This is a genomic window from Escherichia sp. MOD1-EC5495, from assembly GCF_002965965.1.
Lineage (GTDB): Bacteria > Pseudomonadota > Gammaproteobacteria > Enterobacterales > Enterobacteriaceae > Escherichia > Escherichia ruysiae.
Genome location: NZ_PTRI01000009.1, coordinates 45,941 through 71,975, shown reverse-complemented (window position 1 = coordinate 71,975; position 26,035 = coordinate 45,941). Strand labels below are relative to the sequence as shown.

21 protein-coding genes and 1 pseudogene are annotated in these 26,035 nt (G+C 52.3%); 7 read left to right on the top strand and 15 right to left on the bottom strand.

Annotated features, from left to right (window positions below):
- Nucleotides 1–17: 17 nt before the first annotated feature.
- The 5 genes from caiA to caiE all read left to right on the top strand — a co-directional run bounded on the left by caiA (nt 18) and on the right by caiE (nt 5,623).
- The gene (gene caiA / locus BEG40_RS09150; protein ID WP_000347117.1) at nt 18–1,160 is read left to right on the top strand and encodes a crotonobetainyl-CoA dehydrogenase; all 1,143 of its coding nucleotides are present in this window, start codon (nt 18–20) and stop codon (nt 1,158–1,160) included.
- Nucleotides 1,161–1,288: 128 nt separating this feature from the next.
- Nucleotides 1,289–2,506, top strand: a complete 1,218-nt coding sequence (caiB, locus tag BEG40_RS09145) for an L-carnitine CoA-transferase (protein ID WP_105285271.1) — start codon at nt 1,289–1,291, stop codon at nt 2,504–2,506.
- 72 nt (nt 2,507–2,578) lie between these two features.
- Complete coding sequence (gene caiC, locus BEG40_RS09140) at nt 2,579–4,132, top strand: crotonobetaine/carnitine-CoA ligase (RefSeq protein WP_105285270.1); 1,554 nt, start codon at nt 2,579–2,581, stop codon at nt 4,130–4,132.
- A gap of 109 nt (nt 4,133–4,241) precedes the next feature.
- Nucleotides 4,242–5,027, top strand: a complete 786-nt coding sequence (gene caiD / locus BEG40_RS09135; protein ID WP_000004402.1) for a crotonobetainyl-CoA hydratase — start codon at nt 4,242–4,244, stop codon at nt 5,025–5,027.
- 5 nt (nt 5,028–5,032) lie between these two features.
- On the top strand, nt 5,033–5,623 hold the full coding sequence (gene caiE / locus BEG40_RS09130; protein ID WP_000122891.1) for a carnitine operon protein CaiE: 591 nt from the start codon (nt 5,033–5,035) through the stop codon (nt 5,621–5,623).
- Nucleotides 5,624–5,740: 117 nt separating this feature from the next.
- On the opposite strand, the gene caiF is transcribed toward caiE, so the two are convergent.
- The 11 genes and pseudogenes from caiF to BEG40_RS09070 form a co-directional block, all read right to left on the bottom strand.
- A complete protein-coding gene (caiF, locus tag BEG40_RS09125; protein ID WP_000333115.1) occupies nt 5,741–6,136 on the bottom strand; it encodes a carnitine metabolism transcriptional regulator CaiF in 396 nt (131 codons plus the stop codon).
- Between the two features lie 260 nt (nt 6,137–6,396).
- Nucleotides 6,397–9,618 (bottom strand): carbamoyl-phosphate synthase large subunit, encoded by a 3,222-nt coding sequence (gene carB / locus BEG40_RS09115; protein ID WP_001126396.1) that lies wholly within the window; start codon nt 9,616–9,618, stop codon nt 6,397–6,399.
- 17 nt (nt 9,619–9,635) lie between these two features.
- The gene (gene carA, locus BEG40_RS09110) at nt 9,636–10,784 is read right to left on the bottom strand and encodes a glutamine-hydrolyzing carbamoyl-phosphate synthase small subunit (RefSeq protein WP_001589662.1); all 1,149 of its coding nucleotides are present in this window, start codon (nt 10,782–10,784) and stop codon (nt 9,636–9,638) included.
- A gap of 456 nt (nt 10,785–11,240) precedes the next feature.
- Nucleotides 11,241–12,062, bottom strand: a complete 822-nt coding sequence (gene dapB / locus BEG40_RS09105) for a 4-hydroxy-tetrahydrodipicolinate reductase (protein WP_105285269.1) — start codon at nt 12,060–12,062, stop codon at nt 11,241–11,243.
- A 166-nt stretch (nt 12,063–12,228) separates the two neighbouring features.
- Nucleotides 12,229–13,143, bottom strand: a complete 915-nt coding sequence (gene rihC, locus BEG40_RS09100; RefSeq protein WP_001239106.1) for a ribonucleoside hydrolase RihC — start codon at nt 13,141–13,143, stop codon at nt 12,229–12,231.
- Nucleotides 13,144–13,208: 65 nt separating this feature from the next.
- Nucleotides 13,209–14,159, bottom strand: coding sequence for a 4-hydroxy-3-methylbut-2-enyl diphosphate reductase (gene ispH, locus BEG40_RS09095; RefSeq protein ID WP_001166391.1), 951 nt, complete (start codon nt 14,157–14,159; stop codon nt 13,209–13,211).
- 1 nt (nt 14,160) lies between these two features.
- Nucleotides 14,161–14,610: an FKBP-type peptidyl-prolyl cis-trans isomerase gene (gene fkpB, locus BEG40_RS09090; protein ID WP_000004655.1), complete on the bottom strand. Its 450-nt coding sequence runs from the start codon at nt 14,608–14,610 to the stop codon at nt 14,161–14,163.
- An 86-nt stretch (nt 14,611–14,696) separates the two neighbouring features.
- Nucleotides 14,697–15,191, bottom strand: coding sequence for a signal peptidase II (lspA, locus tag BEG40_RS09085; RefSeq protein WP_000083379.1), 495 nt, complete (start codon nt 15,189–15,191; stop codon nt 14,697–14,699).
- Nucleotides 15,191–18,007 carry an isoleucine--tRNA ligase gene (gene ileS / locus BEG40_RS09080; protein ID WP_105285268.1) on the bottom strand — a complete coding sequence of 939 codons (2,817 nt, stop codon included), beginning with the start codon at nt 18,005–18,007 and terminating at the stop codon, nt 15,191–15,193. The genes lspA and ileS overlap by 1 nt, the downstream gene beginning before the upstream one ends.
- Nucleotides 18,008–18,049: 42 nt before the next feature.
- Nucleotides 18,050–18,991, bottom strand: a complete 942-nt coding sequence (gene ribF / locus BEG40_RS09075; protein WP_016159418.1) for a bifunctional riboflavin kinase/FAD synthetase — start codon at nt 18,989–18,991, stop codon at nt 18,050–18,052.
- 7 nt (nt 18,992–18,998) lie between these two features.
- Nucleotides 18,999–19,216, bottom strand: a pseudogene (locus BEG40_RS09070) (DUF2575 domain-containing protein).
- Nucleotides 19,217–19,318: 102 nt separating this feature from the next.
- On the opposite strand from BEG40_RS09070, the gene rpsT reads away from it, so the two are divergent.
- Entirely contained in the window at nt 19,319–19,582 is a 264-nt protein-coding gene (gene rpsT / locus BEG40_RS09065; RefSeq protein ID WP_001274019.1) for a 30S ribosomal protein S20, read from the top strand.
- Between the two features lie 95 nt (nt 19,583–19,677).
- Here rpsT and nhaR read toward each other — a convergent pair whose 3' ends face one another.
- Nucleotides 19,678–20,583 carry a transcriptional activator NhaR gene (nhaR, locus tag BEG40_RS09060; RefSeq protein WP_000062880.1) on the bottom strand — a complete coding sequence of 302 codons (906 nt, stop codon included), beginning with the start codon at nt 20,581–20,583 and terminating at the stop codon, nt 19,678–19,680.
- Nucleotides 20,584–20,642: 59 nt separating this feature from the next.
- The gene (gene nhaA / locus BEG40_RS09055; RefSeq protein ID WP_000681376.1) at nt 20,643–21,809 is read right to left on the bottom strand and encodes a Na+/H+ antiporter NhaA; all 1,167 of its coding nucleotides are present in this window, start codon (nt 21,807–21,809) and stop codon (nt 20,643–20,645) included.
- A 583-nt stretch (nt 21,810–22,392) separates the two neighbouring features.
- On the opposite strand from nhaA, the gene mokC reads away from it, so the two are divergent.
- Nucleotides 22,393–22,545, top strand: coding sequence for a type I toxin-antitoxin system toxin MokC (mokC, locus tag BEG40_RS09045; protein ID WP_000809168.1), 153 nt, complete (start codon nt 22,393–22,395; stop codon nt 22,543–22,545).
- A 106-nt stretch (nt 22,546–22,651) separates the two neighbouring features.
- On the opposite strand, the gene dnaJ is transcribed toward mokC, so the two are convergent.
- Together dnaJ and dnaK are read right to left on the bottom strand one after the other, a co-directional pair.
- Nucleotides 22,652–23,782, bottom strand: coding sequence for a molecular chaperone DnaJ (gene dnaJ, locus BEG40_RS09040; RefSeq protein WP_001118464.1), 1,131 nt, complete (start codon nt 23,780–23,782; stop codon nt 22,652–22,654).
- 88 nt (nt 23,783–23,870) lie between these two features.
- The gene (dnaK, locus tag BEG40_RS09035; protein ID WP_000516135.1) at nt 23,871–25,787 is read right to left on the bottom strand and encodes a molecular chaperone DnaK; all 1,917 of its coding nucleotides are present in this window, start codon (nt 25,785–25,787) and stop codon (nt 23,871–23,873) included.
- Nucleotides 25,788–26,035: the final 248 nt, after the last annotated feature.

Below are 26,035 nucleotides of genomic sequence, written 5' to 3'. Positions count from 1 at the left end.
TATCAAGAGGTTGAAAGATGGATTTTAATTTAAATGACGAGCAGGAACTGTTTGTCGCCGGTATACGTGAACTGATGGCCAGCGAAAACTGGGAGGCCTATTTTGCCGAGTGTGACCGTGACAGCGTCTACCCGGAACGTTTTGTCAAAGCACTGGCGGATATGGGTATCGATAGCCTGCTGATCCCGGAAGAGCACGGTGGTCTGGACGCGGGATTCGTCACGCTTGCCGCTGTGTGGATGGAACTGGGGCGTCTGGGGGCGCCAACCTACGTGCTGTACCAGTTGCCGGGCGGGTTTAACACCTTCCTGCGCGAAGGCACACAAGAGCAGATCGACAAGATTATGGCGTTCCGTGGCACGGGTAAGCAGATGTGGAACTCGGCGATTACTGAACCGGGCGCTGGCTCCGACGTGGGTAGCCTGAAAACGACTTATACCCGTAGAAATGGTAAGATTTATCTTAATGGTAGTAAGTGTTTTATTACCAGCAGCGCCTACACCCCGTACATCGTGGTGATGGCGCGCGACGGGGCTTCTCCGGACAAACCTGTCTACACCGAATGGTTTGTTGATATGAGCAAACCGGGCATCAAAGTGACCAAACTTGAGAAGCTCGGTCTGCGTATGGATAGCTGCTGTGAAATCACCTTTGACGATGTAGAACTGGACGAGAAAGACATGTTCGGTCGGGAAGGTAACGGCTTTAACCGCGTCAAAGAAGAGTTCGACCACGAACGTTTCCTGGTAGCCCTGACCAACTACGGTACGGCAATGTGCGCCTTTGAAGATGCAGCGCGCTACGCCAACCAGCGCGTACAGTTTGGCGAGGCAATTGGTCGTTTCCAGTTGATTCAGGAAAAATTCGCCCATATGGCGATCAAATTAAACTCCATGAAAAACATGCTGTATGAAGCAGCGTGGAAAGCAGACAACGGCACCATCACCTCTGGCGATGCAGCGATGTGCAAATACTTCTGCGCCAATGCGGCATTTGAAGTTGTGGATAGCGCAATGCAGGTGCTGGGCGGTGTCGGGATTGCGGGCAACCACCGCATCAGCCGCTTCTGGCGTGACCTGCGTGTAGACCGCGTCTCCGGGGGATCTGACGAAATGCAGATCCTGACGCTGGGTCGTGCGGTGCTGAAGCAATACCGCTAAGTCCGTGCGCTGCCTGATGCGACGCTGACGCGTCTTATCAGACCTACGGGAGCACGAATGTAGGCCGGATAAAGCGTTTACGCCGCATCCGGCAGTCATGCGCTACATAAATTTTTCAGGAGCAAATAATGGATCATCTACCCATGCCGAAATTCGGACCGCTGGCCGGATTGCGCGTTGTCTTCTCCGGTATCGAAATCGCCGGACCGTTTGCCGGACAAATGTTCGCAGAATGGGGCGCGGAAGTTATCTGGATCGAGAACGTCGCCTGGGCCGACACCATTCGCGTTCAACCGAACTACCCGCAGCTCTCCCGCCGTAATTTGCACGCGCTGTCGTTAAATATTTTCAAAGATGAAGGCCGCGAAGCGTTTCTGAAATTAATGGAAACCACCGATATCTTCATCGAAGCCAGTAAAGGCCCGGCCTTTGCCCGCCGTGGCATTACCGATGAAGTCCTGTGGCAGCACAACCCGAAACTGGTTATCGCTCACTTGTCCGGTTTTGGGCAGTACGGCACCGAGGAGTACACCAACCTTCCGGCCTATAACACCATCGCCCAGGCCTTCAGTGGTTACCTGATTCAGAACGGTGATGTTGACCAGCCAATGCCTGCTTTCCCGTATACCGCCGATTACTTCTCCGGCCTGACCGCCACCACGGCGGCGCTGGCGGCACTGCACAAAGTGCGTGAAACCGGTAAAGGCGAAAGTATCGACATCGCCATGTATGAAGTGATGCTGCGCATGGGTCAGTACTTCATGATGGATTACTTCAACGGCGGCGAAATGTGCCCGCGCATGACCAAAGGTAAAGATCCCTACTACGCCGGTTGCGGTCTGTACAAATGCGCTGATGGCTACATCGTTATGGAGCTGGTGGGTATTACTCAGATCGCAGAGTGCTTTAAAGATATTGGCCTTGCGCATCTGCTTGGTACGCCGGAAATCCCGGAAGGCGCCCAGCTTATCCACCGTATCGAATGCCCTTACGGTCCGCTGGTAGAAGAGAAACTCGATGCCTGGCTGGCAGCACACACCATCGCGGAAGTAAAAGAACGCTTTGCCGAACTGAATGTCGCCTGTGCCAAAGTACTGACCGTACCGGAACTGGAAAGCAATCCACAGTACGTCGCCCGTGAATCGATCACTCAGTGGCAAACGATGGATGGCCGCACCTGCAAAGGGCCGAACGTGATGCCGAAATTCAAAAATAATCCCGGTCAAATCTGGCGCGGAATGCCATCGCACGGCATGGACACGGCAGCCATTTTGAAAAATATCGGCTACAGCGAAAACGACATTCAGGAGTTGGTCAGCAAAGGTCTGGCCAAAGTTGAGGACTAAACGCGTGGCGCCAGTCGGCTTGACTGACTAGCGCCCGCTCAATAACAAACGAACAAAATGGATAGAGGTGCAATGGATATCATTGGCGGACAACATCTACGTCAAATGTGGGACGATCTGGCGGACGTTTACGGTCATAAAACGGCGCTGATTTGTGAATCCAGCGGCGGAGTCGTTAACCGGTACAGTTATCTTCAGTTAAATCAGGAGATTAACCGCACGGCAAACCTGTTTTATACGCTGGGGATCCGCAAAGGCGACAAAGTCGCGCTGCATCTGGACAACTGCCCGGAATTTATCTTTTGCTGGTTCGGGCTGGCAAAAATTGGCGCGATTATGGTGCCGATTAACGCCCGCCTGCTACGCGAAGAGAGTGCGTGGATCCTGCAAAATAGCCAGGCGTGCCTGCTGGTGACCAGTGCGCAATTCTATCCCATGTATCAACAGATTCAGCAGGAAGATGCCACGCAGCTACGGCACATTTGCCTGACCGATGTGGCGCTTCCCGCTGATGATGGCGTCAGTTCGTTTACTCAACTGAAAGATCAACAACCTGCCACCTTGTGCTATGCGCCGCCGCTATCGACCGACGATACGGCGGAAATTCTCTTTACCTCCGGCACCACTTCCCGACCGAAAGGGGTGGTGATTACCCATTACAATCTGCGCTTCGCCGGATATTACTCCGCCTGGCAGTGCGCCCTGCGTGACGATGACGTCTACCTGACGGTGATGCCTGCGTTTCATATCGACTGCCAGTGTACTGCGGCGATGGCGGCGTTTTCTGCCGGAGCCACCTTTGTGCTGGTCGAGAAATACAGCGCCCGCGCCTTCTGGGGACAGGTACAGAAGTATCGTGCCACCGTCACCGAATGTATTCCGATGATGATCCGCACCTTGATGGTGCAACCGCCTTCTGCGAACGATCGACAACACTGCCTGCGGGAAGTGATGTTTTATCTCAACTTGTCGGAGCAGGAAAAAGACGCTTTTTGTGAACGCTTCGGCGTTCGCTTGCTGACGTCTTATGGGATGACGGAAACCATCGTCGGCATTATCGGCGATCGCCCCGGCGATAAACGGCGCTGGCCGTCGATTGGTCGGGCGGGGTTTTGCTACGAAGCGGAAATCCGCGACGATCACAATCGTCCGCTCCCGGCAGGTGAGATCGGCGAAATTTGCATTAAAGGCGAACCAGGGAAAACCATCTTCAAAGAGTACTTTCTCAACCCGCAAGCCACTGCGAAAGTGCTGGAAGCCGATGGCTGGCTGCATACTGGCGATACCGGATACCGCGACGAAGAGGGCTTTTTTTATTTCGTCGATCGTCGCTGCAACATGATCAAACGCGGCGGAGAAAATGTCTCCTGCGTGGAGCTGGAAAATATTATCTCCGCCCATCCGAAAATTCAGGATATCGTGGTTGTTGGTATTAAAGATTCTATTCGCGATGAAGCCATTAAAGCGTTCGTGGTACTGAATGAAGGTGAAACATTGAGCGAAGAGGAATTTTTCCGCTTCTGCGAACAAAATATGGCGAAATTTAAAGTGCCATCTTATCTGGAGATCAGAAAAGATCTGCCGCGTAATTGCTCGGGGAAAATAATCAGAAAGAATCTGAAATAAACATAATGGCAGGGAATTATCCTGCCAGCTAATAATCACGTTCTAAAAATAAATGCATTCTTTGCAGGGATGTTGTCGTCCCTGAAAAAAATAAAAATGGAGAAAAGGAATGAGTGAATCATTACATCTGACCCGCAATGGATCAATTCTGGAAATTACCCTTGATCGTCCAAAAGCAAATGCTATTGATGCAAAAACCAGCTTTGAGATGGGCGAAGTATTTCTTAATTTCCGTGACGATCCGCAATTGCGCGTCGCTATTATTACCGGAGCCGGAGAGAAATTCTTCTCTGCTGGCTGGGATTTAAAAGCGGCAGCAGAAGGCGAAGCGCCGGATGCTGATTTCGGGCCAGGCGGATTTGCTGGGTTAACCGAAATTTTCAATCTCGATAAACCGGTTATCGCAGCCGTGAACGGCTACGCCTTTGGCGGCGGCTTTGAACTGGCGCTGGCGGCAGATTTTATTGTTTGTGCCGATAACGCCAGCTTCGCCCTGCCGGAAGCCAAACTGGGTATTGTCCCGGACAGCGGCGGCGTGCTGCGTCTGCCGAAGATCCTGCCGCCTGCCATCGTCAATGAAATGGTAATGACTGGCAGAAGAATGGGCGCAGAAGAGGCGCAGCGTTGGGGGGTAGTCAACCGCGTGGTTAGCCAGGCGGAACTGATGGATAACGCCCGCGAACTGGCGCAGCAACTGGTTGACAGCGCCCCGCTGGCGATTGCGGCACTGAAAGAGATCTACCGCACCACCAGCGAAATGCCAGTAGAAGAGGCATATCGCTATATTCGCAGCGGCGTGTTGAAACACTATCCATCAGTTCTGCATTCGGAAGATGCCATTGAAGGGCCGCTGGCGTTTGCCGAGAAGCGCGATCCGGTGTGGAAAGGGCGTTAACAACCGTGAGCTATTACGCCTTTGAGGGATTAATTCCGGTGGTTCACCCGACGGCGTTTGTCCATCCCAGTGCAGTACTGATTGGCGATGTGATCGTGGGAGCCGGTGTCTACATCGGCCCCCTCGCCTCGCTGCGCGGTGATTACGGACGACTGATTGTGCAAGCGGGAGCCAATATTCAGGATGGCTGCATCATGCACGGCTACAGCGATACTGACACCATTGTCGGGGAAAACGGTCATATCGGTCATGGCGCTATCCTGCATGGCTGTGTGATCGGTCGTGATGCATTGGTCGGGATGAACAGCGTGATCATGGATGGTGCGGTCATTGGCGATGAGAGCATTGTTGCCGCCATGAGCTTTGTCAAAGCAGGTTTTTGCGGCGAGAAACGCCAGTTGTTGATGGGCACGCCAGCCCGTGCGGTGCGCAGCGTCAGCGATGACGAGTTGCACTGGAAGCAATTGAACACTAAAGAGTATCAGGATCTTGTCGGGCGTTGCCATGCAGCGTTACATGAAACGCAACCGTTGAGGCAAATGGAGGAAAATCGTCCCCGTTTGCAGGGGACGACGGATGTGACGCCAAAACGGTAACATCGTCGGATGCGGCGTAAACGCCTTATCCGACCTGGCGGAGAGCAACCGTAGGCCGGATAAGATGCGCCAGCATCGCATCCGGCAACCAGGCCGCGCGGTATCAACGAAATTAAATTAACGACGCATACTCTTCGACAACATCATCTGCCACTTCTGCTCTCGGTTAAGTTCCGTGAGCGGAACGGCAGGAATACGCGGCGTCTTTCTTACGCCGACTAATTTTTCCCGACTGTTATTACGCAGGCGCGCGTAAATTTGCTCATCGATATCGATCACTTTAACCAGTCGCTGACACTGACATCCCCGCCCTTCCAGCTTATTAGGGATCATCTTAACTTCGCAGCTTATTTCTGCGACTTCCGACAGAATATAAGTCAGGGTATTAATCGCCTTGCTGTGTTCAATATCGAAATGAATAGAGATCTCTCTTGCTATCACCCAACGATTTTCAGCCATCATCCATTCGGCGATTAACAAATAGAGTGGTTTTTCAACATATCCTTCACACATACGAACTCCAGTTTCACAAATTAAAAGTCTGGCTATGACTCGTTTTGAAGCAATCAAACAAGGCCATATTAAAATTGTGGATATATCGATAGTATGCAACTTCCCTGTCAATAAGTGTGAGCTAAATCCTGCTTACATCATCAAAAATAGAGTTTCCAGGAAAGATTGTCCTTACTGGTAAAAAAAACGGTTCTCATCAGAGAACCGTATTAGTTATTCGATCAAATTGGCAGATAAAAAATATCTGCCATGACACGCTATTATTTGATCTGCGCGTGCATTTCCTGTACCGAAATAACTTTTTCGGTCGCATCGGCATTCAGCGCCATCGCGGTGGCAAAACCACCGTTCAGGGTGGTGTCGTAATGCACTTTATATTGCAGCGCACTGCGACGGATCACGCGGGAGTCTTCAATCGCACGACGACCTGAGGTGGTGTTGATGATGTAGGTATATTCGCCATTCTTGATACGATCCTGAATGTGCGGACGACCTTCATGCACCTTGTTCACCAGACGCGGATTAATACCCGCTTCACCCAGCACAATCGCCGTGCCGTGGGTCGCATCCAGCTCGAAGCCCTGTTTCAGCAGTTTTGCCGCCAGATCAACCACGCGTTCTTTGTCGCCTTCACGCACGGAGAGCAGCGCACGGCCCTGTTTCTTCATGGTGGAGTTACTGCCCAGTTGCGCTTTAGCAAACGCTTCAGCGAAGGTACGACCAACGCCCATCACTTCCCCGGTAGAGCGCATTTCTGGCCCTAACAGCGGGTCAACGCCGGGGAATTTGTTGAACGGCAGCACCACTTCTTTTACCGAGTAGTACGGCGGAATAACCTCTTTGGTTACGCCCTGCTCAGCCAGCGATTTCCCTGCCATGACGCGCGCCGCCACTTTCGCCAGCGGAACACCGGTGGCTTTGGAGACGAACGGAACGGTACGCGCCGCACGCGGGTTAACTTCAATCAGGTAAACTTCGTTGTTTTTCACTGCAAACTGCACGTTCATCAGACCGCGCACCTGCAATTCGAAGGCCAGTTTCTGCACCTGCTGGCGCATTACATCCTGAATTTCCTGACTTAAGGTGTACGCCGGCAGCGAACATGCGGAGTCGCCGGAGTGCACGCCCGCCTGCTCGATGTGCTCCATGATGCCGCCAATCAGCACCATTTCGCCGTCGCAGATGGCGTCAACATCCACTTCTACCGCGTCGTCGAGGAAGTGATCCAGCAGCACCGGCGCATCGTTAGAGACACTCACCGCCGTCTGGAAGTAACGGCGCAGGTCGGCTTCATCGTAGACGATTTCCATCGCCCGACCGCCGAGAACGTAAGATGGGCGCACCACCAGCGGGTAGCCAATCTCTTTCGCCTTCTCAACCGCCATTTCAATAGCCGTAACGGTGGCGTTAGCCGGTTGTTTCAGTTTCAGACGGTCAACCGCGTGCTGGAAGCGTTCACGGTCTTCCGCGCGGTCGATGGCATCCGGGCTGGTGCCGATAACCGGCACGCCAGCGGCTTCCAGTGCACGCGCCAGTTTCAGCGGGGTCTGACCGCCATACTGGACAATAACGCCTTTCGGCTTCTCAATACGCACGATTTCCAGCACATCTTCCAGGGTTACCGGCTCGAAGTAGAGGCGGTCGGAAGTGTCGTAGTCGGTGGAGACGGTTTCCGGGTTACAGTTAACCATAATGGTTTCGTAACCGTCTTCGCGCAGCGCCAGCGAGGCGTGTACGCAGCAGTAGTCGAATTCGATACCCTGGCCGATACGGTTCGGGCCGCCGCCGAGCACCATGATTTTTTCACGGTCAGTAGACGGATTCGCTTCGCACTCTTCTTCATAAGTGGAGTACATGTAAGCGGTGTCGGTGGCGAACTCTGCCGCACAGGTATCCACACGTTTGTAGACCGGATGTAGGTCATACTGGTCGCGCAGCTTACGGATTTCCGCTTCGCGCACACCCGCCAGTTTTGCCAGACGCGCATCGGCAAAGCCTTTGCGTTTCAACTGGCGCAGGAAGTCAGCGTTCAGGCCAGTGATGCCCACTTCCGCCACTTTCTCTTCCAGACGCACCAGCTCTTCGATTTGCACCAGGAACCAGCGGTCAATGTTGGTCAGGTTGAAAACGCCGTCTACAGACAGACCCGCGCGGAAAGCATCGGCGATGTACCAGATACGCTCAGCGCCTGCATCTTTCAGTTCGCGACGGATTTTGGTCAGGGCTTCCGGGTCGTCGAGGCTCACTTTCGGGTCGAAGCCAGTCGCGCCCACTTCCAGGCCGCGCAGGGCTTTTTGCAAAGACTCCTGCTGCGTGCGACCAATCGCCATCACTTCGCCAACCGATTTCATCTGGGTGGTCAGACGGTCATTAGCACCGGCGAATTTCTCGAAGTTGAAGCGAGGAATTTTAGTAACCACGTAGTCGATGGACGGTTCGAAGGAGGCCGGAGTACGCCCGCCGGTGATGTCGTTCATCAGCTCGTCAAGGGTGTAACCCACCGCCAGTTTCGCCGCCACTTTGGCAATCGGGAAGCCGGTGGCTTTCGATGCCAACGCCGAAGAACGCGACACACGCGGATTCATTTCGATAACAATCAGGCGACCGTTTTTCGGGTTAACCGCAAACTGAACGTTGGAACCGCCGGTTTCAACGCCAATTTCACGCAGTACCGCCATCGAGGCGTTACGCATGATTTGATATTCTTTGTCGGTCAGCGTCTGGGCTGGCGCCACGGTAATGGAGTCACCGGTGTGGATGCCCATCGCATCGAAGTTTTCGATAGAGCAGACGATGATGCAGTTGTCGTTTTTATCACGCACCACTTCCATCTCGTACTCTTTCCAGCCGATCAGCGACTCATCAATCAGCAGCTCTTTGGTCGGGGAGAGATCCAGACCACGGGCGCAAATCTCTTCAAACTCTTCGCGGTTATAGGCGATACCGCCACCGCTGCCGCCCATAGTAAAGCTAGGTCGAATGATGCACGGGAAGCCAACTTCAGCGGCAACCGCCAGCGCCTCTTCCATAGTATGTGCGATACCAGAACGCGCGGTTTCGAGGCCGATTTTCTTCATCGCCACGTCGAAACGGCGGCGGTCTTCTGCTTTATCAATCGCGTCGGCGGTAGCACCAATCATGGTCACACCGAACTCTTCCAGCACGCCCTGACGTTCAAGCTCCAGCGCGCAGTTCAGCGCCGTCTGACCGCCCATCGTTGGCAGCACCGCGTCCGGGCGCTCTTTTTCAATAATCTTGCGTACCACTTCCCAGTGAATCGGCTCGATGTAGGTCGCATCAGCCATTTCCGGGTCGGTCATGATGGTCGCCGGGTTGGAGTTCACCAGAATGACGCGATAACCCTCTTCACGCAGGGCTTTACATGCTTGCGCGCCAGAGTAATCAAACTCACACGCCTGACCGATAACAATCGGGCCCGCACCCAGAATCAGGATACTTTTTATATCTGTACGTTTTGGCATGGCTCTTTTACTCCTGATTACTTAGCGGTTTTACGGTACTGCTCAATTAACTCGATAAAGTGGTCGAACAACGGCGCTGCATCGTGCGGCCCAGGGCTGGCTTCAGGGTGTCCCTGGAAGCTGAACGCCGGTTTATCGGTGCGATGAATCCCTTGTAACGTACCGTCGAACAGGGATTTATGCGTGACACGCAGGTTTGCAGGTAATGTTGCTTCATCCACCGCAAAACCGTGGTTCTGGGCGGTGATCATCACCACGTTTTTCTCCACATCTTTAACCGGATGGTTGCCGCCGTGGTGACCAAATTTCATTTTGATGGTCTTCGCTCCGCTCGCCAGCGCCAGCAGCTGATGACCGAGGCAGATGCCGAATACCGGAATATCTGTTTCGAGGAATTTCTGGATGGCGGTAATGGCGTAATCGCACGGGGCCGGGTCGCCAGGACCGTTGGAGAGGAAGATGCCGTCTGGATTCATTTTCAGCACATCTTCCGCAGAAGTTTGCGCCGGAACGATGGTCAGGCGGCAGCCTCTGTCCACCAGCATCCGCAGGATGTTGCGCTTGGCACCAAAATCGTAAGCCACGACGTGGAACGGCAGCTCGTCTTCTTTTTTCGCTTCTGGCAGGCCGCCGGTCAGCGTCCAGCTCCCTTGTGTCCAGCTATAGGCTTCTGCGGTAGTCACTTCTTTTGCCAGATCCATACCATTGAGGCCTGGGAACGCGCGGGCTTTTTCTAACGCCAGCGCCGCATCCGGGTTGTCGCCCGCGATGATGCAGCCGTTCTGTGCGCCTTTCTCGCGCAGTAAACGCGTCAGCTTACGGGTATCGATATCGGCAATCGCTACGATGTTATGGCGCTTCAGGTAAGAAGAGAGGTCTTCGGTATTACGGAAGTTGCTGGCAATCAGCGGCAGGTCACGAATCACCAGACCTTGAGCATGTACCTGAGAAGATTCTTCATCGGCGTCATTAGTGCCGACATTGCCAATATGGGGATAAGTAAGAGTAACGATTTGACGAGAATAGGAAGGATCAGTGAGGATTTCTTGATAACCGGTCATTGAAGTATTGAAAACGACTTCCCCAACCGCCGAACCTGTTGCCCCTATGGCCCGACCGTGAAACTGGGTTCCGTCTTCCAGAACCAATAGCGCTGACTTAATCAAAACACCCTCCAGAGAATATTCACTCACTTTATTTGCATATTAATTCACAATGATACGATGAATCAATGCAAATCTGCTTACCGACGAATTTCTGGCAAACGGCGGCATTCTGGAGATATGGGAGCTAAAAGTCAACTCAACAGCGGGATTTATTATATAATTTTATGCATCATGCCTGCTTTACGGGCACTAACCGACAAAAACACCATCTAACAAGGTCTGGAAAACGCTTGCGCAGCGAGAAGAATATGTAAATGCAAAAACCGGAGAAGAAAAGTAGACCAGATGGTCAAAATTTACATTAAAACAACAATTATCAGCCACAAAACACTTAATTTTTCCCTCATTAGTAAAAAACCATCACCAAACAACAAAAATAACAGGCCTTAAAAATAAAGACCTGTAAAATCATAAGATTAAATAAGTTATTTTTTCGTCATCGACAGTATTTTATAACTATAAACTGTTGAGATTAAGCACATCTCGCATATCAAAAAGACCACTTTTCTTGCTATTAAGCCACAAAGCCGATCTTACCGCACCGTTGGCAAAAGTCATACGGCTGGAAGCCTTATGGGTAATCTCCAGACGCTCACCAATATCGGCAAACATCGCAGTATGCTCGCCCACAATGTCTCCGGCGCGGACGGTGGCAAAACCTATCGTTCCGGGAACGCGTTCACCGGTATGCCCTTCGCGGCTGTAAACGGCACAATCTTTCAGATCTTTATCCAACGCATGGGCAATCGCTTCCCCCATCGCCAGCGCGGTGCCTGACGGCGCATCGACTTTATGTCGATGATGTGCCTCGATAATTTCGATATCAGTGTAGTCACCCATTACCTGAGTCGCTTTCTCCAGCAACTTAAGCATGACGTTGACACCGACGCTAAAGTTGGCGGCAAAGACAATCGCAATATCTTCGGCGGCATTACGAATCGCCTGTTTGCCTGCTTCGTCAAAACCCGTAGTGCCGATCACCATTCCTTTGCCGTGTTGGCGACAAAAGGCCAGATGATTCAGCGTGCCTTCCGGACGAGTAAAATCGATAAATACATCAAAATCATCTTTTACAGCATCAAGGCTGCTTTGTACGATAACGCCGGTTTTCCCGGCACCGGCCAGTTCGCCAGCATCGCTGCCCAGTAAAGAAGATCCTTCGCGTTCCAGCGCCGCGCCAAGCTGCACGCCCTCTAATGCCAACGCCGCCTGAATCAACTGGCGGCTCATTCGCCCCCCGGCTCCCGCGATGGCAACGCGGATGTTTGCATCATGCATAGCTATTCTCTTTTGTTAATTTGTATAGACCGTTTTCAGAGTAACCAGCGCATCGCTACGCCGCCAGCCAAAAACGCTGATAATTAGAAATTAATGATAAACAGGGAGGGATATCAGTGAAAGGCATGAGTCAGTGAATGACTACATGCCGATAACATGTGACAGGTTACGGCGCCAGCGCCAGCACCTCCGCCACCCACTGCTGGAAACCTTTCACATCCAGATCCAGCGCAACCTGAACATTTGCCGGTTTATCCAGCCGACCGTCAATATCGACGACTGTCGTACCCGCAGTAAATTCACCCTGCGTTTCTACCGCCACAAAACACGGCTTGAGAGTGAACAAGTCCGGGCGCACCAGCCACGCGATGGCACAGAGATCGTGCATTCGCAAGCCACTTTGCATACTGCCGCTGCGGTAGTGGCTAAACAGTGCATGAAGCATTTTTCCGGTGCGATTCAATTCCGGCAGTGTGGTGAGGTATTCGGGAGTTAGCATCGCCTGATTGGTAACGTCCAGGCCACACATCACAATCTCCAGCCCGCTCTGGAAGACCTGGGCTGCCGCTTCAGGATCAATAGCAATATTAAACTCGGCATTTGGCGTGAAATTTCCACGACCGGCAGAACCACCCATGATGACCAGACGACGAATATGTGGTTTGCATTCCGGGCACTGTGAAAGCAATAGCGCGATATTCGTCAACGGGCCGATCGCCACCAACGTAATCGGTTCTGGCGCGCACATTAGCGCATCACGAATCGCCAGAAACGCCGGTTTCTCCAGTGGTTTCCGATTGTGCTCAACGAAGTCATAACCTTCCATGCCGGATTCGCCATGAACATAAGACGCATCACGCGGTGCGCGAACCAGCGGTGTTGCCGCCCCCTGGGCGAGTGGGATATCCGCATTCCAGAAATGCAGCAATTGCAGCGCATTTCGGGTAGTTTTATGCACCGAGACATTGCCTCCGACAGTCGTCATCAGTTGGAGATCGAGTTGTGGAGCAAAGATCGCGGCAGCAATCGCTGCGGCATCGTCGATACCTGGATCGGTATCCAAAAAAATCGGCAAGCGCATGTTTTCTCCATAAAAAATGCCGGTAACGAGACCGGCATTTTCGCATAACTTAGGCTGCTAATGACTTAATCAACTTCACGAATATCGACACGCAGCTCTTTCGGTACTTCGAAAACAATGTTTTCTTCACGGCCTTCCAGCGGGATGGCTTCGCCACCGCCAAGCTGCTGTAAACGTGCGACTACGTTCTGTACCAGAATATCCGGAGCTGATGCGCCAGCGGTCACACCGACGCATTTCGCTTCTTTCACCCACTCTTCCTGGATATCTGCCGCATCGTCAATTAAAAACGCGCGTTTGCCCATACGCTGTGCCAGCTCCGCCAGACGGTTGGAGTTAGAGGAGTTTTTCGAACCGACCACCAACACAACTTCCGCCTGCTCTGCCAGGGCGCGTACCGCTTCCTGACGGTTAGTAGTGGCGTAGCAGATGTCATCTTTGCGGGGACCGACAATTTTCGGGAAGCGTTTACGCAGCGCGTCGATCACATCAGACGTGTCATCCACCGACAGCGTGGTTTGGGTCATAAAGGAGAGCTTCTCTTCGTTTTTGACCGTCAGTTTCCACACATCGTCCGGCGATTCAACCAGATACATCCCCCCTTCCGGGTTACTGTACTGGCCCATCGTCCCTTCCACTTCCGGGTGCCCTGCGTGACCGATGAGAATAGATTCTTCGCCACGGCGGCTGGCGCGGGCGACTTCCATATGCACTTTGGTCACCAGCGGACAGGTGGCGTCGAATACCGTCAAATCACGGCTTTTCGCTTCGTTACGTACGGCCTGGGAAACGCCATGCGCAGAGAAAATCAGGATCGCGCCGTCCGGTACTTCGCTAATCTGCTCAATAAAAATAGCCCCACGCTCGCGCAGGCTATCAACCACGTAGCGGTTGTGTACCACTTCGTGACGGACATAAATCGGTGCGCCGTAAATGGCCAGCGCGTTTTCAACAATGCTGATAGCGCGGTCTACCCCGGCACAAAAACCACGCGGGTTGGCCAACAGGATCTGCATGTTACGCCTCCAGTGCCGGATCGATTTCCAGCACTTCAATATCAAAATGAACGGTCTGCCCGGCCAGCGGATGGTTGAAATCAACGGTAATGGAGTCGCCGTTAATTTCGCGGATCACACCAGGCATCTCACTGCCATCCATTGCGGTAAAAAGCATAATTGCGCCAATTTCTGGCTCGCCTGCATCCATAAACTCACGGCGGGAGAAGTACTGAATCAGGTCCGGTGACGGCACGCCAAACGCCGCATCTGGCTCCAGCGAGAAGGTGGTTTTATCGCCCACTTTCAGCCCCAGCAGATGTTGCTCCAGCCCTTCAGAAAGAGAAGCATCACCCAGGCGGAACAGCGCCGGTTTACCGTTGTTGCGGGTAGACTCGGCGGTGGTGCCATCGTCGAGTTTTAGCGTGAAGTGCACCAGGACGGCGCTATTGCTCTGTACAGATTCAGACATGCAGGTTTGCTCTTGTATTTGAGGATTTTTGCCGGATGCGGCCTACGATTTCGCAGCAATCGGTAGGCTGCATCCGGCAGGTTTTATTATTGTTTTTTCGCTTTCGAAGGCAAAAAACCTTCCAGCACAATCAATGCCGCACCGACACAGATTGCAGTATCGGCGAGGTTGAAGGTGGCGAAATGCCAGTCGCCGACGTAGAAGTCGATCATATCGACCACAAAGCCGTGCCACAGACGGTCGAACAGGTTGCCCAGTGCGCCGCCAATAATCAGCGCGTAAGCGATATTGTTTAGCTTTTGCGTAGCCTTCGAGCGATACATCATCACCGTCAGGATCACACTAATACCAATCGCAATACCGGCAAAGAACCAACGCTGCCAGCCGCCGCTATCGGCAAGGAAACTAAACGCTGCGCCATAGTTACGCGCATAATGCAGATTAAGCGACGGGAACAGCGGAACCGTATCCCCCAGAGCAAAGTTCTGGAGGATCAGGTATTTGCTGCCCAGATCGATAATCAGCACGACCACTACCAGCCACAGCCAGCGTAGCCCTGTTGAACAGATCGATTGACTCATCAGGCAAACTTACGTTTTTCACCGTCACCGGCGACGTTGCTGACACAGCGGCCGCAGATTTCTGCGTGTTCCGCCACCTTGCCGACATCCTGGGTGTAGTGCCAGCAGCGTGGGCACTTATCACCTTCGGCTTTACTCAACGCGACTTTCAGCCCTTTGAGTACTTCGCTCTGCTGCGCATCAGCAGGTGCGTCGTTATAGTCTGCAACGGCAGCGCCAGAGGTCAACAGGACAAATCGTAATTCATCACCCAGCGCGGTCAGCTTCGCCGCCAGTTCGGGTTCTGCGTACAGCGTTACCGCCGCTTCCAGCGAGCCACCAACTTTCTTGTCGGCACGTGCCTGCTCGATGACTTTGTTCACTTCGCCACGCACTTTCAGCAGCTCGTCCCAGAACGCATCGTTCATCGCTTCGCTGTCTGCCAGACCAAACAGGCCTTCGTACCACTCACCGGTGAAGACGTATTTTTCACGTTCGCCCGGCAGGTAGCCCCACACTTCATCAGCGGTGAAGGAGAGGATCGGCGCCATCCAGCGAACCAGCGCTTCTGCGATGTGATACAGCGCAGTCTGGCAGCTACGACGCGCTACGCTATCCGCTTTCGCGGTGTACTGACGGTCTTTGATGATGTCGAGGTAGAAGGAACCCATCTCAACGGAGCAGAAGCGCATCAGACGCTGTACCACTTCGTGGAAATCGTATGCTTCGTACGCCTTGAGGATGTCTTCCTGTGCCGCTTTCGCGCAACCTACGGCCCAGCGATCCAGTACCACCATCTCTTCCGGTTTCACCATATCTTTTGCTGGATCGAAACCGTTCAGGTTTGCCAGCAGGAAGCGCGCGGTGTTACGGATACGACGATAGCTGTCGGCAGCACGTTTCAGGATCTCGTCAGAAACGGCCATTTCGCCGGTGTAGTCGGTTGATGCCACCCACAGACGCAGAATATCCGCGCCCAGTTTGTTCATCACATCCTGCGGCGAAACGGTGTTGCCGATGGATTTAGACATCTTGCGACCCTGACCATCCACGGTAAAGCCGTGGGTCAGTACCTGACGATACGGCGCTTTGCCCTTCATCGCTGTGGAGATCATCAGGGAAGACATGAACCAGCCACGGTGCTGGTCTGAACCTTCCAGATACATATCCGCTGCGTGACCGGCAAATTCCGGACGCACGTCAACAACGGAAGAGTGGGTAGATCCAGAGTCAAACCACACGTCCAGCGTATCCGGCACTTTCACGTACTGATCAGCTTCATCGCCGAGGATCTCTTTCGCATCGAGATCCCACCACGCCTGGATGCCATCAACTTCAACGCGTTTTGCCACTTCTTCCATCAGTTCGAGGGTACGCGGATGCAGCTCTTCCGTGTCTTTGTGCACGAACAGTGACATCGGTACGCCCCAGGTACGCTGACGAGAGATACACCAGTCAGGACGGTTAGCAACCATCGACTCGATACGCGCCTGGCCCCAGTCCGGGATCCACTGCACGCCTTTGATCTCTTTCAGTGACTGTGCACGCAGACCTTTCTGATCCATGCTGACGAACCACTGCGGGGTTGCACGGAAGATGATCGGCGTTTTGTGACGCCAGCAGCACGGATAGCTGTGCTGCATTTTCTCAACGTGCAGCAGCGCGCCTTTTTCCTGTAGCAGCGCAACGACAATGTCGTTCGCTTTGAAGACGTTCACACCATCCAGAGTCGGGTAAGTACCCGGCAGATAAGTGCCGTCCGGGCCAACCGGGTTAGCGGTTTCCAGGCCATATTTCTGCCCAATCACATAGTCGTCCGGGCCGTGGCCAGGCGCGGTGTGAACAGCCCCCGTACCGGCATCCAGCGTAACGTGATCGCCGAGGATTGCCGGAACGTCGAAGCCCATAAACGGATGGGTAAAGCGCAGCAGTTCCAGCTCCGCACCTTTTACCGTGCCGAGAATGGTGTAATCGGTCACGCCGATACGCTGCATTACGCTTTCAACCAGATCTTTCGCCAGAATCACGGCCTGACCGTCGATCTGCACCAGCGCATAGTCGAAATCAGGTGCAATGGAGATTGCGCGGTTTGCAGGCAGAGTCCACGGCGTAGTAGTCCAGATAACCAGCGAGATTGGGCCGTTAACGTTGCTGACGGCAAATTTCGCTTTCAGCGCATCTTGATCGACTGCCTGGAAAGCAACGTCGATGGACGGAGAGGTTTTGTCGTAATACTCAACTTCCGCTTCAGCCAGCGCAGAACGGCAGTCAACGCACCAGTGTACCGGCTTCGCACCTTTGTGCAGGTGACCGTTGCCGATGATTTTGCCCAGCGCGCGGATGATATTGGCTTCAGTTTTGAAGTCCATGGTCAGGTACGGGTGCGACCAGTCGCCCAGCACGCCCAGACGAATAAAGTCTTTGCGTTGACCGTCAACCTGGGTCGCCGCGTATTCGCGGCACTTGGCGCGGAACTCGGCGGCGGTGAATTTCTCACCCGGCTTACCGTATTCTTGCTCTACTTTCAGCTCGATCGGCAGACCGTGACAGTCCCAGCCAGGCACATATGGCGAGTCATAACCGGAAAGCCCTTTGGACTTGATGATTATGTCTTTCAGAATCTTGTTAACCGAGTGACCAATATGAATGCTGCCATTCGCATATGGAGGGCCATCATGCAGAATGAAGGTTTTTTTGCCTTTTTTAGCCGCACGAATGATGCCGTACAGATCATCATCAGTCCAACGCGCCAGCATTCCCGGTTCGCGCTTGGCGAGATCGCCACGCATCGGGAACCCTGTTTCCGGCAAATTCAGGGTTGATTTATAGTCACTCATCAGATTCTCGGTTCCGTATTTCGGTTTGATTACATAACAGGCTTAAGCCGGTTTTGTTAGCCCAAAAAATTCGCGGGCGGTTAATTCATCACGCGCAATCTGCGCTTTCAGTTCGTCCAGCGACGCAAATCGCTGCTCACTGCGTATTTTTTTACGCAGCACTACTTGTATATGGCGACCGTACAGGTCCATTGCAACATCTAACAAATGCACTTCCAGCTGCTGGCGGATACCGGCAACCGTTGGGCGCGTGCCGATGTTTGCAACGCCGGGTAACGGCTTTTCACCGAGGCCCAGCACTTCCACCGCATAAACCCCTTTCACCGGGGAGACCTGACGGCGTAGCGGTACATTCGCCGTCGGGAAACCAATGGTGCGCCCTAACTCATCACCGTGGACAACGCGCCCGGAGATGGCAAACGGGTGCCCCAATAAACTTTCCGCCAGAGCAAGGTTGTCATCTGCCAATGCCTGACGCACAGCGGTACTGCTGATACGCACGCCGCCTTCGCAAAAAGTTTGCGTACTGGTGATGTCGAAGCCGTATTCCGCGCCAGCTTTCTGTAATAACAAGAAATCACCTTCACGACCAGCGCCAAAGCGGAAATCATCACCAACAGCCAGAAATTTTACCCGCAAATGCTTTACCAGTAGATCGCTGATAAAGTTTTGCGCCGTCAGCGCCGCAAAACGCCTGTCGAAACGCACGCACAGCACATACTCCACGCCGCACTCTGCGAGGTAACGCAGTTTTTCCCGCAGTCGGGTCAGGCGTGCCGGGGCTTTATCGGTAGCAAACAGTTCCAGCGGTTGAGGCTCAAAAAGCATCACCATCACCGGTAAGTTGCGCTTGCGCCCTTCTTCCTGCAACCCCTGCAACAGCGCGCGATGACCGCGATGCACGCCGTCGAAATTACCAATAGTCAGCACACACCCTTCTTGCGGGGCCTGGCTGAGATTATGTATGCCGCGTATCAGCTTCATGTCTGGCTCAAAACAGTGAAAATCGTCCGAGTATACCTTGTACAGCGGTCAAGGTTAACCGGCGATTGAGTACTGAAATCAGAAAGAAGTGGCTTTTCATTGCCATGGCGCAAATCACGGTAAGAAACTAACGACCTGCTGCAATTTTATCGCGGAAAAGCTGTATTCACACCACGCAAGCTGGTAGAATCCTGCGCCATCACTACGTAACGAGCGCCGCCATATTAACGGCGCTTATTTGCACAAATCCATTGACAAAAGAAGGCTAAAAGGGCATATTCCTCGGCCTTTGAATTGTCCATATAGAACACATTTGGGAGTTGGACCTTGGCTAATATCAAATCAGCTAAGAAGCGCGCCATTCAGTCTGAAAAGGCTCGTAAGCACAACGCAAGCCGTCGCTCTATGATGCGTACTTTCATCAAGAAAGTATACGCAGCTATCGAAGCTGGCGACAAAGCTGCTGCACTGAAAGCATTTAACGAAATGCAACCGATCGTGGACCGTCAGGCTGCTAAAGGTCTGATCCACAAAAACAAAGCTGCACGTCATAAGGCTAACCTGACTGCGCAGATCAACAAACTGGCTTAATCGTCTTTTGTTGTCAGCTTTGTAAAAAAACCCGCGTAAGCGGGTTTTTTTATGTCTCCAGCAGGCCAAAACTGCAGCCTGCAAAGTACAAATGGTTATTTCGCGGCTGGCGTAAACAGCGCAGAGTAATCGGCATTGCAAATACGCTGTACCGCAGGGTGTTGAATCATCCTTTCGGCAAAAATCGCATGGTACTCTTCCATGACGTTCTCAACTCGCCCTATCTCCACAACCGAATTATCATTATAAAAATCATTGGCATACAGCGAAGGTGCAACGAAAATAGCGTTATGCGTCGCCCCAAAGGCTTTCATCAACGCCGCATCATCAAACTCCCCCAGAATTTCAACGTTTAAGCCCTGAGAGTTAAACCAGTTTAATAGCTTGCGTCCCAACATTGAGCGACGCCCCGGAATAAGTAAACGACGCTCTTCCAGACAGGCAGGAAACGGCTTTTCCGGCAGCGGGTTAGTGCACCAGAAACTGACGCCACACTCGCCAATTTTCATGGAAAACAGCCCTTCTTGTTGGGTGGAGTCGATCGGACAGTCAGAGATGATCATATCCAGCTTATGCTGACTCAACTGCTCTAACAGCATCTCGTGCGTCGATTCGAAACAGCGTAGATGAATCTGCTCGTCTTCTACAACTGCGGCATCCAGAACACTGCTGACCAGGCGTTTGGAAAGGGCATCAGCCACACCAACATCAAACAATAAGTTGGACTCTTTGCGATAGTTGACGATATCCAGCATTTCCTGGCTTAGCGTGAACATTTTATCGGCATAGCGATAGACCAGTTCCCCCAGTTCACTGGGTTCCAGACCGCGTCCTTTACGCTTAAATAATTTCCCTTGCAGGCGCTCTTCCAGCGCCCGGATCTGTCCGGTAATGGTTTGTGGTGTTAAATAAAGCGCCTCCGCTGCGCCAACCACAGAGCCTTCTTTGTAGACATGCCAGAAGTAATACAAGTGGTTGTAATTGATATGAGACATGCTCATTTCTCTCCCTGATAAGAATGAAAAGGGAGCCATTTATGGCTCCCCGGAACATCGTCCAGTCAAACTGATGGACGTAAGCGAATGCGTAACCAGCTATATCCAATTACCGCCGAAGAGATTGAGCCAACCAGAATGCCCAATTTCGCCCAGTTAATCAGTTCTGGATCTACGCTACCAAAGGCCAGGCTGGCGATAAAGATAGACATAGTAAAACCGATACCACACAGGATACCAACCGCCATAATTTGCTGATAAGTGGTTCCCTCCGGCAAATGCGCCAGTTTCAAACGCAGCGCCAGCCAGCAGAACAAACTAATACCCAACGGCTTGCCAATCAGCAAACCGGCGATGATCCCTAATGGCAGGATGGAGGTCAGGCCATCCAGCGTCACGCCTTGCAGAGAAACGCCGGCATTGGCAAAAGCAAACAGCGGCAAAATCAGATAAGCCACCCACGGATGCAATACATGCTCCAGGCGCTTCGCCGGAGAACGTCCATGCTTCTCTTTCAATGGAATAAAGAAACCGACAATGACGCCTGCCAGCGTTGCGTGGACGCCTGATTTCAACACTGCAGTCCACAACACCACGCCGACCAGAATATAAACGCCCGTGCGGCGAACACCACAAATGTTCAGCACCGCGAGCACCGCAATTGCTACCGCTGCAACGCCAAGAGAGGCCATCGACAAGTCATTAGTGTAAAACAAGGCGATGATAATGATGGCTCCAAGATCGTCGATAATAGCCAGCGCCATCAAAAAGATCTTCAGTGCTAACGGTACACGGCTTCCCAATAACGCCAGGACACCGAGGGCAAAGGCAATATCAGTCGCTGCCGGGATTGCCCACCCTTCACGAGTGATAGGATCGGCGTAGTTAAAGGCCAAATAGAGCAATGCCGGGACAATCATCCCACCGATTGCGGCAATAACCGGAAACGCAGCCTGGCGTAAACTAGCCAGCGATCCTTGCATCAGCTCGCGTTTAACTTCCAGACCAACTAACAGGAAAAATATCGCCATTAGCGCGTCATTTATCCATAACAGCATGTTTTTATTGATTTCAAGAGAACCTACCCGCAGCTGAACCGGCGTCTCAAGAAAGTCGTGATACCATCCACTGGTTGCACCGCTGTTGGCCATAATCATCGCCAGAACAGCGGCAATGATGAGAATAATGCCTCCCGAGGCATCACTGCTAAAGAATCGATGCAGATGTTTCACTTTTTATTTCTCTTTCAGGTGAATAGATCGTTTTTACTATTTTACTCTGCACGAATCATCGTTAAAATCAGATTATAGTGTAGGAATAATTCGCTTTTAACGATCTATAAAGAAGATTGCGTCACCAGCAGAGGGAGTGTTTTTGGCGCCCGAAAGCGGTGGCTGATGACCTCAAGCCCTGATAATCATAGCTTAATGTCAAGATTTCTGAGGGGTTTATTCGGAATAAGTAATAATTAATTTGCAATAAACCGGAGCTGTTTGTTAAGGCGATATTTCAAATATCTCCAATTTATCGTCAATAATCGCAATAAAAAGCTAAATCAACGTTAAATAATTGAATCCTTTAAAAATTACGCCATAAAAATGCGAGGCGTCTTCAGGATTAGAATCGATAAAACAGAATGGATTAAAGAGAGCAGTATAATAACGGCGGGTGCTTGAGGCTGTCTGTCTCAGGCATTAGCTGGATGGCAGATAGAGAAAAGCCCCGAGTGATATTTTACCATCAACCCGAGGCCCCCTATATGCAGACCCATGTAGAGTGCCTCTTACTGACCGTAAGGTCAAGGAGAAGAGAGCAATGAAGCAGCATAAGGCGATGATAGTCGCCCTGATCGTCATCTGTATCACCGCCGTAGTGGCGGCGCTGGTAACGAGAAAAGACCTCTGTGAGGTTCACATCCGAACTGGCCAGACGGAGGTTGCTGTTTTCACGGCTTACGAATCCGAGTAAGAGCAACGGCGGGGAGCGATCCCCGCCACTTTACAGGTGCCCGCATATCTTCAACGCACCCTATTTTTTTTACCCTGGCCTGCCCACGGGCAGGCCTTTGGGGAAATTAGCGAGTCAGGTCGTCAAAAAACTTCTTCACGCCATCAAAGAAACTCTTCGAGCGTGGGCTGTTGTGCTCGCCGGTTGGGCCACCGAAGCTTTCTTGCAGCTCTTGCAGCAGCTGTTTCTGCTTCTCGTTCAGACCTACCGGTGTTTCGACGACAACGCGGCACAGCAAATCGCCCTGTGCACCGCCGCGAACAGACTTGACGCCTTTACCGCGCATACGGAACAACTTACCGGTCTGGGTTTCGCCAGGCACTTTCAGTTTTACGCGACCATCAAGGGTCGGCACTTCGATTTCACCGCCCAACGCTGCCATTGCGAAGTTGATCGGTACTTCGCAATACAGGTTGTTGCCTTCACGCTCGAAAATCGGGTGCTGTTTAACCTGAACCTGAACGTACAGATCGCCTGCCGGTGCGCCATGTTCGCCTGCTTCACCTTCGCCCGCAAGACGGATGCGGTCTCCAGTATCCACCCCTGCCGGGATTTTAACGGACAGCGTTTTGCTACGCTCAACACGGCCATGACCATGGCATTTGTTGCACGGATCTTTGATAAGCGTACCGCGCCCCTGACAGTGCGGACAGGTCTGCTGTACAGCGAAGAAGCCTTGGCGCATTTGCACCTGACCAGAACCATGACAGGTCGGACAGGTCTGCGGCTGCGTGCCTGGTTTTGCACCGCTACCGTGGCAAACGTCACACTCTTCCAGAGTCGGAATGCGGATCTCTTTGGTCACGCCACGTACAGCTTCTTCGAGGGTGAGCTCCATGTTATAGCGTAAATCAGCACCACGCGCCGCACGTTGACGACCACGTCCGCCGCCAAAAATATCGCCGAAAACGTCACCAAAAATATCGCTGAAGTCTGCGCCGCCGCCAAAACCGCCGCCGCCCATGCCGCCTTGCTCAAACGCCGCATGACCGTACTGATCATATGCCGCGCGTTTTTGCGAGTCGGTCAGAACTTCATAAGCTTCCTTGATCTCTTTAAATTTCGCCTCGGCCTCTTTGTCACCCTGGTTACGGTCCGGGTGATATTTCATGGCCAGGCGTTTATAGGCCTTTTTGATTTCACGCTCTTCCGCTGTTTTGGAAACGCCTAAAATCTCGTAATAATCTTGCTTAGCCATTTTTTTTGATTTGCCCCTAGATGAATGCACGGGCGGAGAGGAAAATCCCCTTCGCCCGTGTCAGTATAATTACCCGTTTATAGGGCGATTATTTTTTGTCTTTGACTTCTTCAAACTCGGCGTCGACAACATCGTCATCTTTCGCGTTGTTTGCAGAAGCATCAGCACCAGCAGTCTGCTGCTGTGCATGTTGCTGCTGGGCGATTTCCATCAGTTTCTGGGAAACCTGTGCCAGTTCCTGCATTTTCGCTTCGATAGCGGCTTTGTCTTCACCTTTCAGAGCAGTTTCCAGTGCAGTCAGCGCAGACTCGATAGCAGTTTTGTCGTCAGCCGGCAGTTTGTCGCCAGCTTCTTCAACCTGCTTACGGGTGCTGTGCAGCAGATGGTCGCCCTGGTTGCGAGTCTGTACCAGCTCTTCAAACTTACGGTCTGCTTCGGCGTTAGCTTCCGCGTCGCGTACCATTTTCTGGATTTCATCTTCGTTCAGACCAGAAGAAGCCTTGATGGTGATCTTCTGCTCTTTACCGCTGTTTTTGTCTTTTGCGGAAACGTGCAGGATACCGTCAGCATCGATATCGAAGGTAACTTCGATCTGCGGCATACCGCGCGGAGCCGGGTTGATACCATCCAGGTTGAACTGACCCAGAGATTTGTTATCAGCCGCACGTTTACGTTCACCCTGCAGCACGTGGATGGTTACCGCAGACTGGTTGTCTTCAGCGGTAGAGAACACCTGGCTGTGCTTGGTCGGGATAGTGGTGTTTTTCGCGATCAGCGTCGTCATCACACCACCCATGGTTTCGATACCCAGAGACAGCGGGGTAACGTCCAGCAGCAGTACGTCTTTCACGTCGCCAGTCAGTACACCACCCTGAACGGCAGCACCGATTGCCACAGCTTCGTCCGGGTTAACGTCTTTACGCGGCTCTTTACCAAAGAACTCAGCAACTTTCTTCTGAACCATTGGCATACGAGTCTGACCACCAACGAGGATAACATCGTCGATATCAGATACGGACAGGCCAGCGTCCTGCAGAGCAACTTTCAGCGGCTCAATGGAACGGTTCACCAGGTCTTCGACCAGGCTTTCCAGTTTTGCACGAGTCACTTTGATGTTCATGTGTTTCGGACCGGTCGCGTCTGCGGTGATGTACGGCAGGTTAACGTCGGTCTGCTGAGCGGAAGACAGTTCAATTTTCGCTTTTTCTGCCGCTTCTTTCAGACGCTGCATTGCCAGCGGATCGTTGCGCAGGTCAATGCCCTGATCTTTCTTGAATTCTTCAACCAGGTAGTTGATCAGACGGCTGTCGAAGTCTTCACCACCCAGGTGGGTATCACCGTTGGTTGCCAGAACTTCGAAGGTTTTTTCGCCATCAACTTCGTCGATTTCGATAATGGAAATATCGAAAGTACCACCACCCAGGTCATAAACCGCGATAGTGCGGTTGCCAGTACCTTTGTCCAGACCGTAAGCCAGTGCAGCAGCGGTCGGTTCGTTGATGATACGTTTTACTTCCAGACCAGCGATACGGCCTGCGTCTTTAGTTGCCTGACGCTGAGCATCGTTAAAGTATGCCGGTACAGTGATAACTGCTTCAGTTACCGGTTCGCCCAGGTAATCTTCTGCAGTTTTCTTCATTTTTTTCAGCACTTCAGCAGAAATCTGCGGCGGTGCCATTTTCTGGCCTTTAACTTCGACCCATGCGTCGCCGTTATCAGCAGCAATAATTTTGAATGGCATGATGGAAACATCACGCTGTACTTCTTCGTCCTGGAAGCGGCGGCCAATCAGGCGTTTAATCGCAAACAGGGTGTTTTGCGGGTTCGTCACTGCCTGACGTTTAGCCGGCTGACCAACCAGAGTTTCACCATCCTGGGTATAGGCAATGATAGAAGGCGTGGTGCGATCGCCTTCGGCGTTCTCCAGCACACGAGGAGTGGTGCCATCCATAATCGCTACACAAGAGTTGGTAGTACCCAGGTCGATACCAATTATTTTACCCATCTAAACGTCTCCACTATATATTCGGTCATCATGTGGTTGTGAGTCTGTAATAGGGGCGAAACGTCTGGTTTCAACTGCCCAATTTCATTTTTTTGCAGACTCACTCACTGCGGTTGACTACTAAATGGGGTCGTAACCCACGTCATCAAGGGGGAGATGCAAAAATTTTTTGTGCTTTTGCGCAGAAATTTCACGATATGCCGGAAGAACTGAAAAAAAAGGGATCAATAACATTCACGTAAATAATG

Coding starts and splice junctions, on each gene's coding strand:
- caiC (WP_105285270.1), top strand. CDS start 2,579: ATGGATATCATTGGCGGACAACATCTACGTCAAATGTGGGACGATCTG.
- nhaR (WP_000062880.1), bottom strand. CDS start 20,583: ATGAGCATGTCTCATATCAATTACAACCACTTGTATTACTTCTGGCAT.
- ribF (WP_016159418.1), bottom strand. CDS start 18,991: ATGAAGCTGATACGCGGCATACATAATCTCAGCCAGGCCCCGCAAGAA.
- dapB (WP_105285269.1), bottom strand. CDS start 12,062: ATGCATGATGCAAACATCCGCGTTGCCATCGCGGGAGCCGGGGGGCGA.
- dnaJ (WP_001118464.1), bottom strand. CDS start 23,782: ATGGCTAAGCAAGATTATTACGAGATTTTAGGCGTTTCCAAAACAGCG.
- dnaK (WP_000516135.1), bottom strand. CDS start 25,787: ATGGGTAAAATAATTGGTATCGACCTGGGTACTACCAACTCTTGTGTA.
- caiF (WP_000333115.1), bottom strand. CDS start 6,136: ATGTGTGAAGGATATGTTGAAAAACCACTCTATTTGTTAATCGCCGAA.
- rihC (WP_001239106.1), bottom strand. CDS start 13,143: ATGCGCTTGCCGATTTTTTTGGATACCGATCCAGGTATCGACGATGCC.
- ileS (WP_105285268.1), bottom strand. CDS start 18,007: ATGAGTGACTATAAATCAACCCTGAATTTGCCGGAAACAGGGTTCCCG.
- caiB (WP_105285271.1), top strand. CDS start 1,289: ATGGATCATCTACCCATGCCGAAATTCGGACCGCTGGCCGGATTGCGC.
- caiA (WP_000347117.1), top strand. CDS start 18: ATGGATTTTAATTTAAATGACGAGCAGGAACTGTTTGTCGCCGGTATA.
- caiD (WP_000004402.1), top strand. CDS start 4,242: ATGAGTGAATCATTACATCTGACCCGCAATGGATCAATTCTGGAAATT.
- ispH (WP_001166391.1), bottom strand. CDS start 14,159: ATGCAGATCCTGTTGGCCAACCCGCGTGGTTTTTGTGCCGGGGTAGAC.
- carB (WP_001126396.1), bottom strand. CDS start 9,618: ATGCCAAAACGTACAGATATAAAAAGTATCCTGATTCTGGGTGCGGGC.
- lspA (WP_000083379.1), bottom strand. CDS start 15,191: ATGAGTCAATCGATCTGTTCAACAGGGCTACGCTGGCTGTGGCTGGTA.
- fkpB (WP_000004655.1), bottom strand. CDS start 14,610: ATGTCTGAATCTGTACAGAGCAATAGCGCCGTCCTGGTGCACTTCACG.
- mokC (WP_000809168.1), top strand. CDS start 22,393: ATGAAGCAGCATAAGGCGATGATAGTCGCCCTGATCGTCATCTGTATC.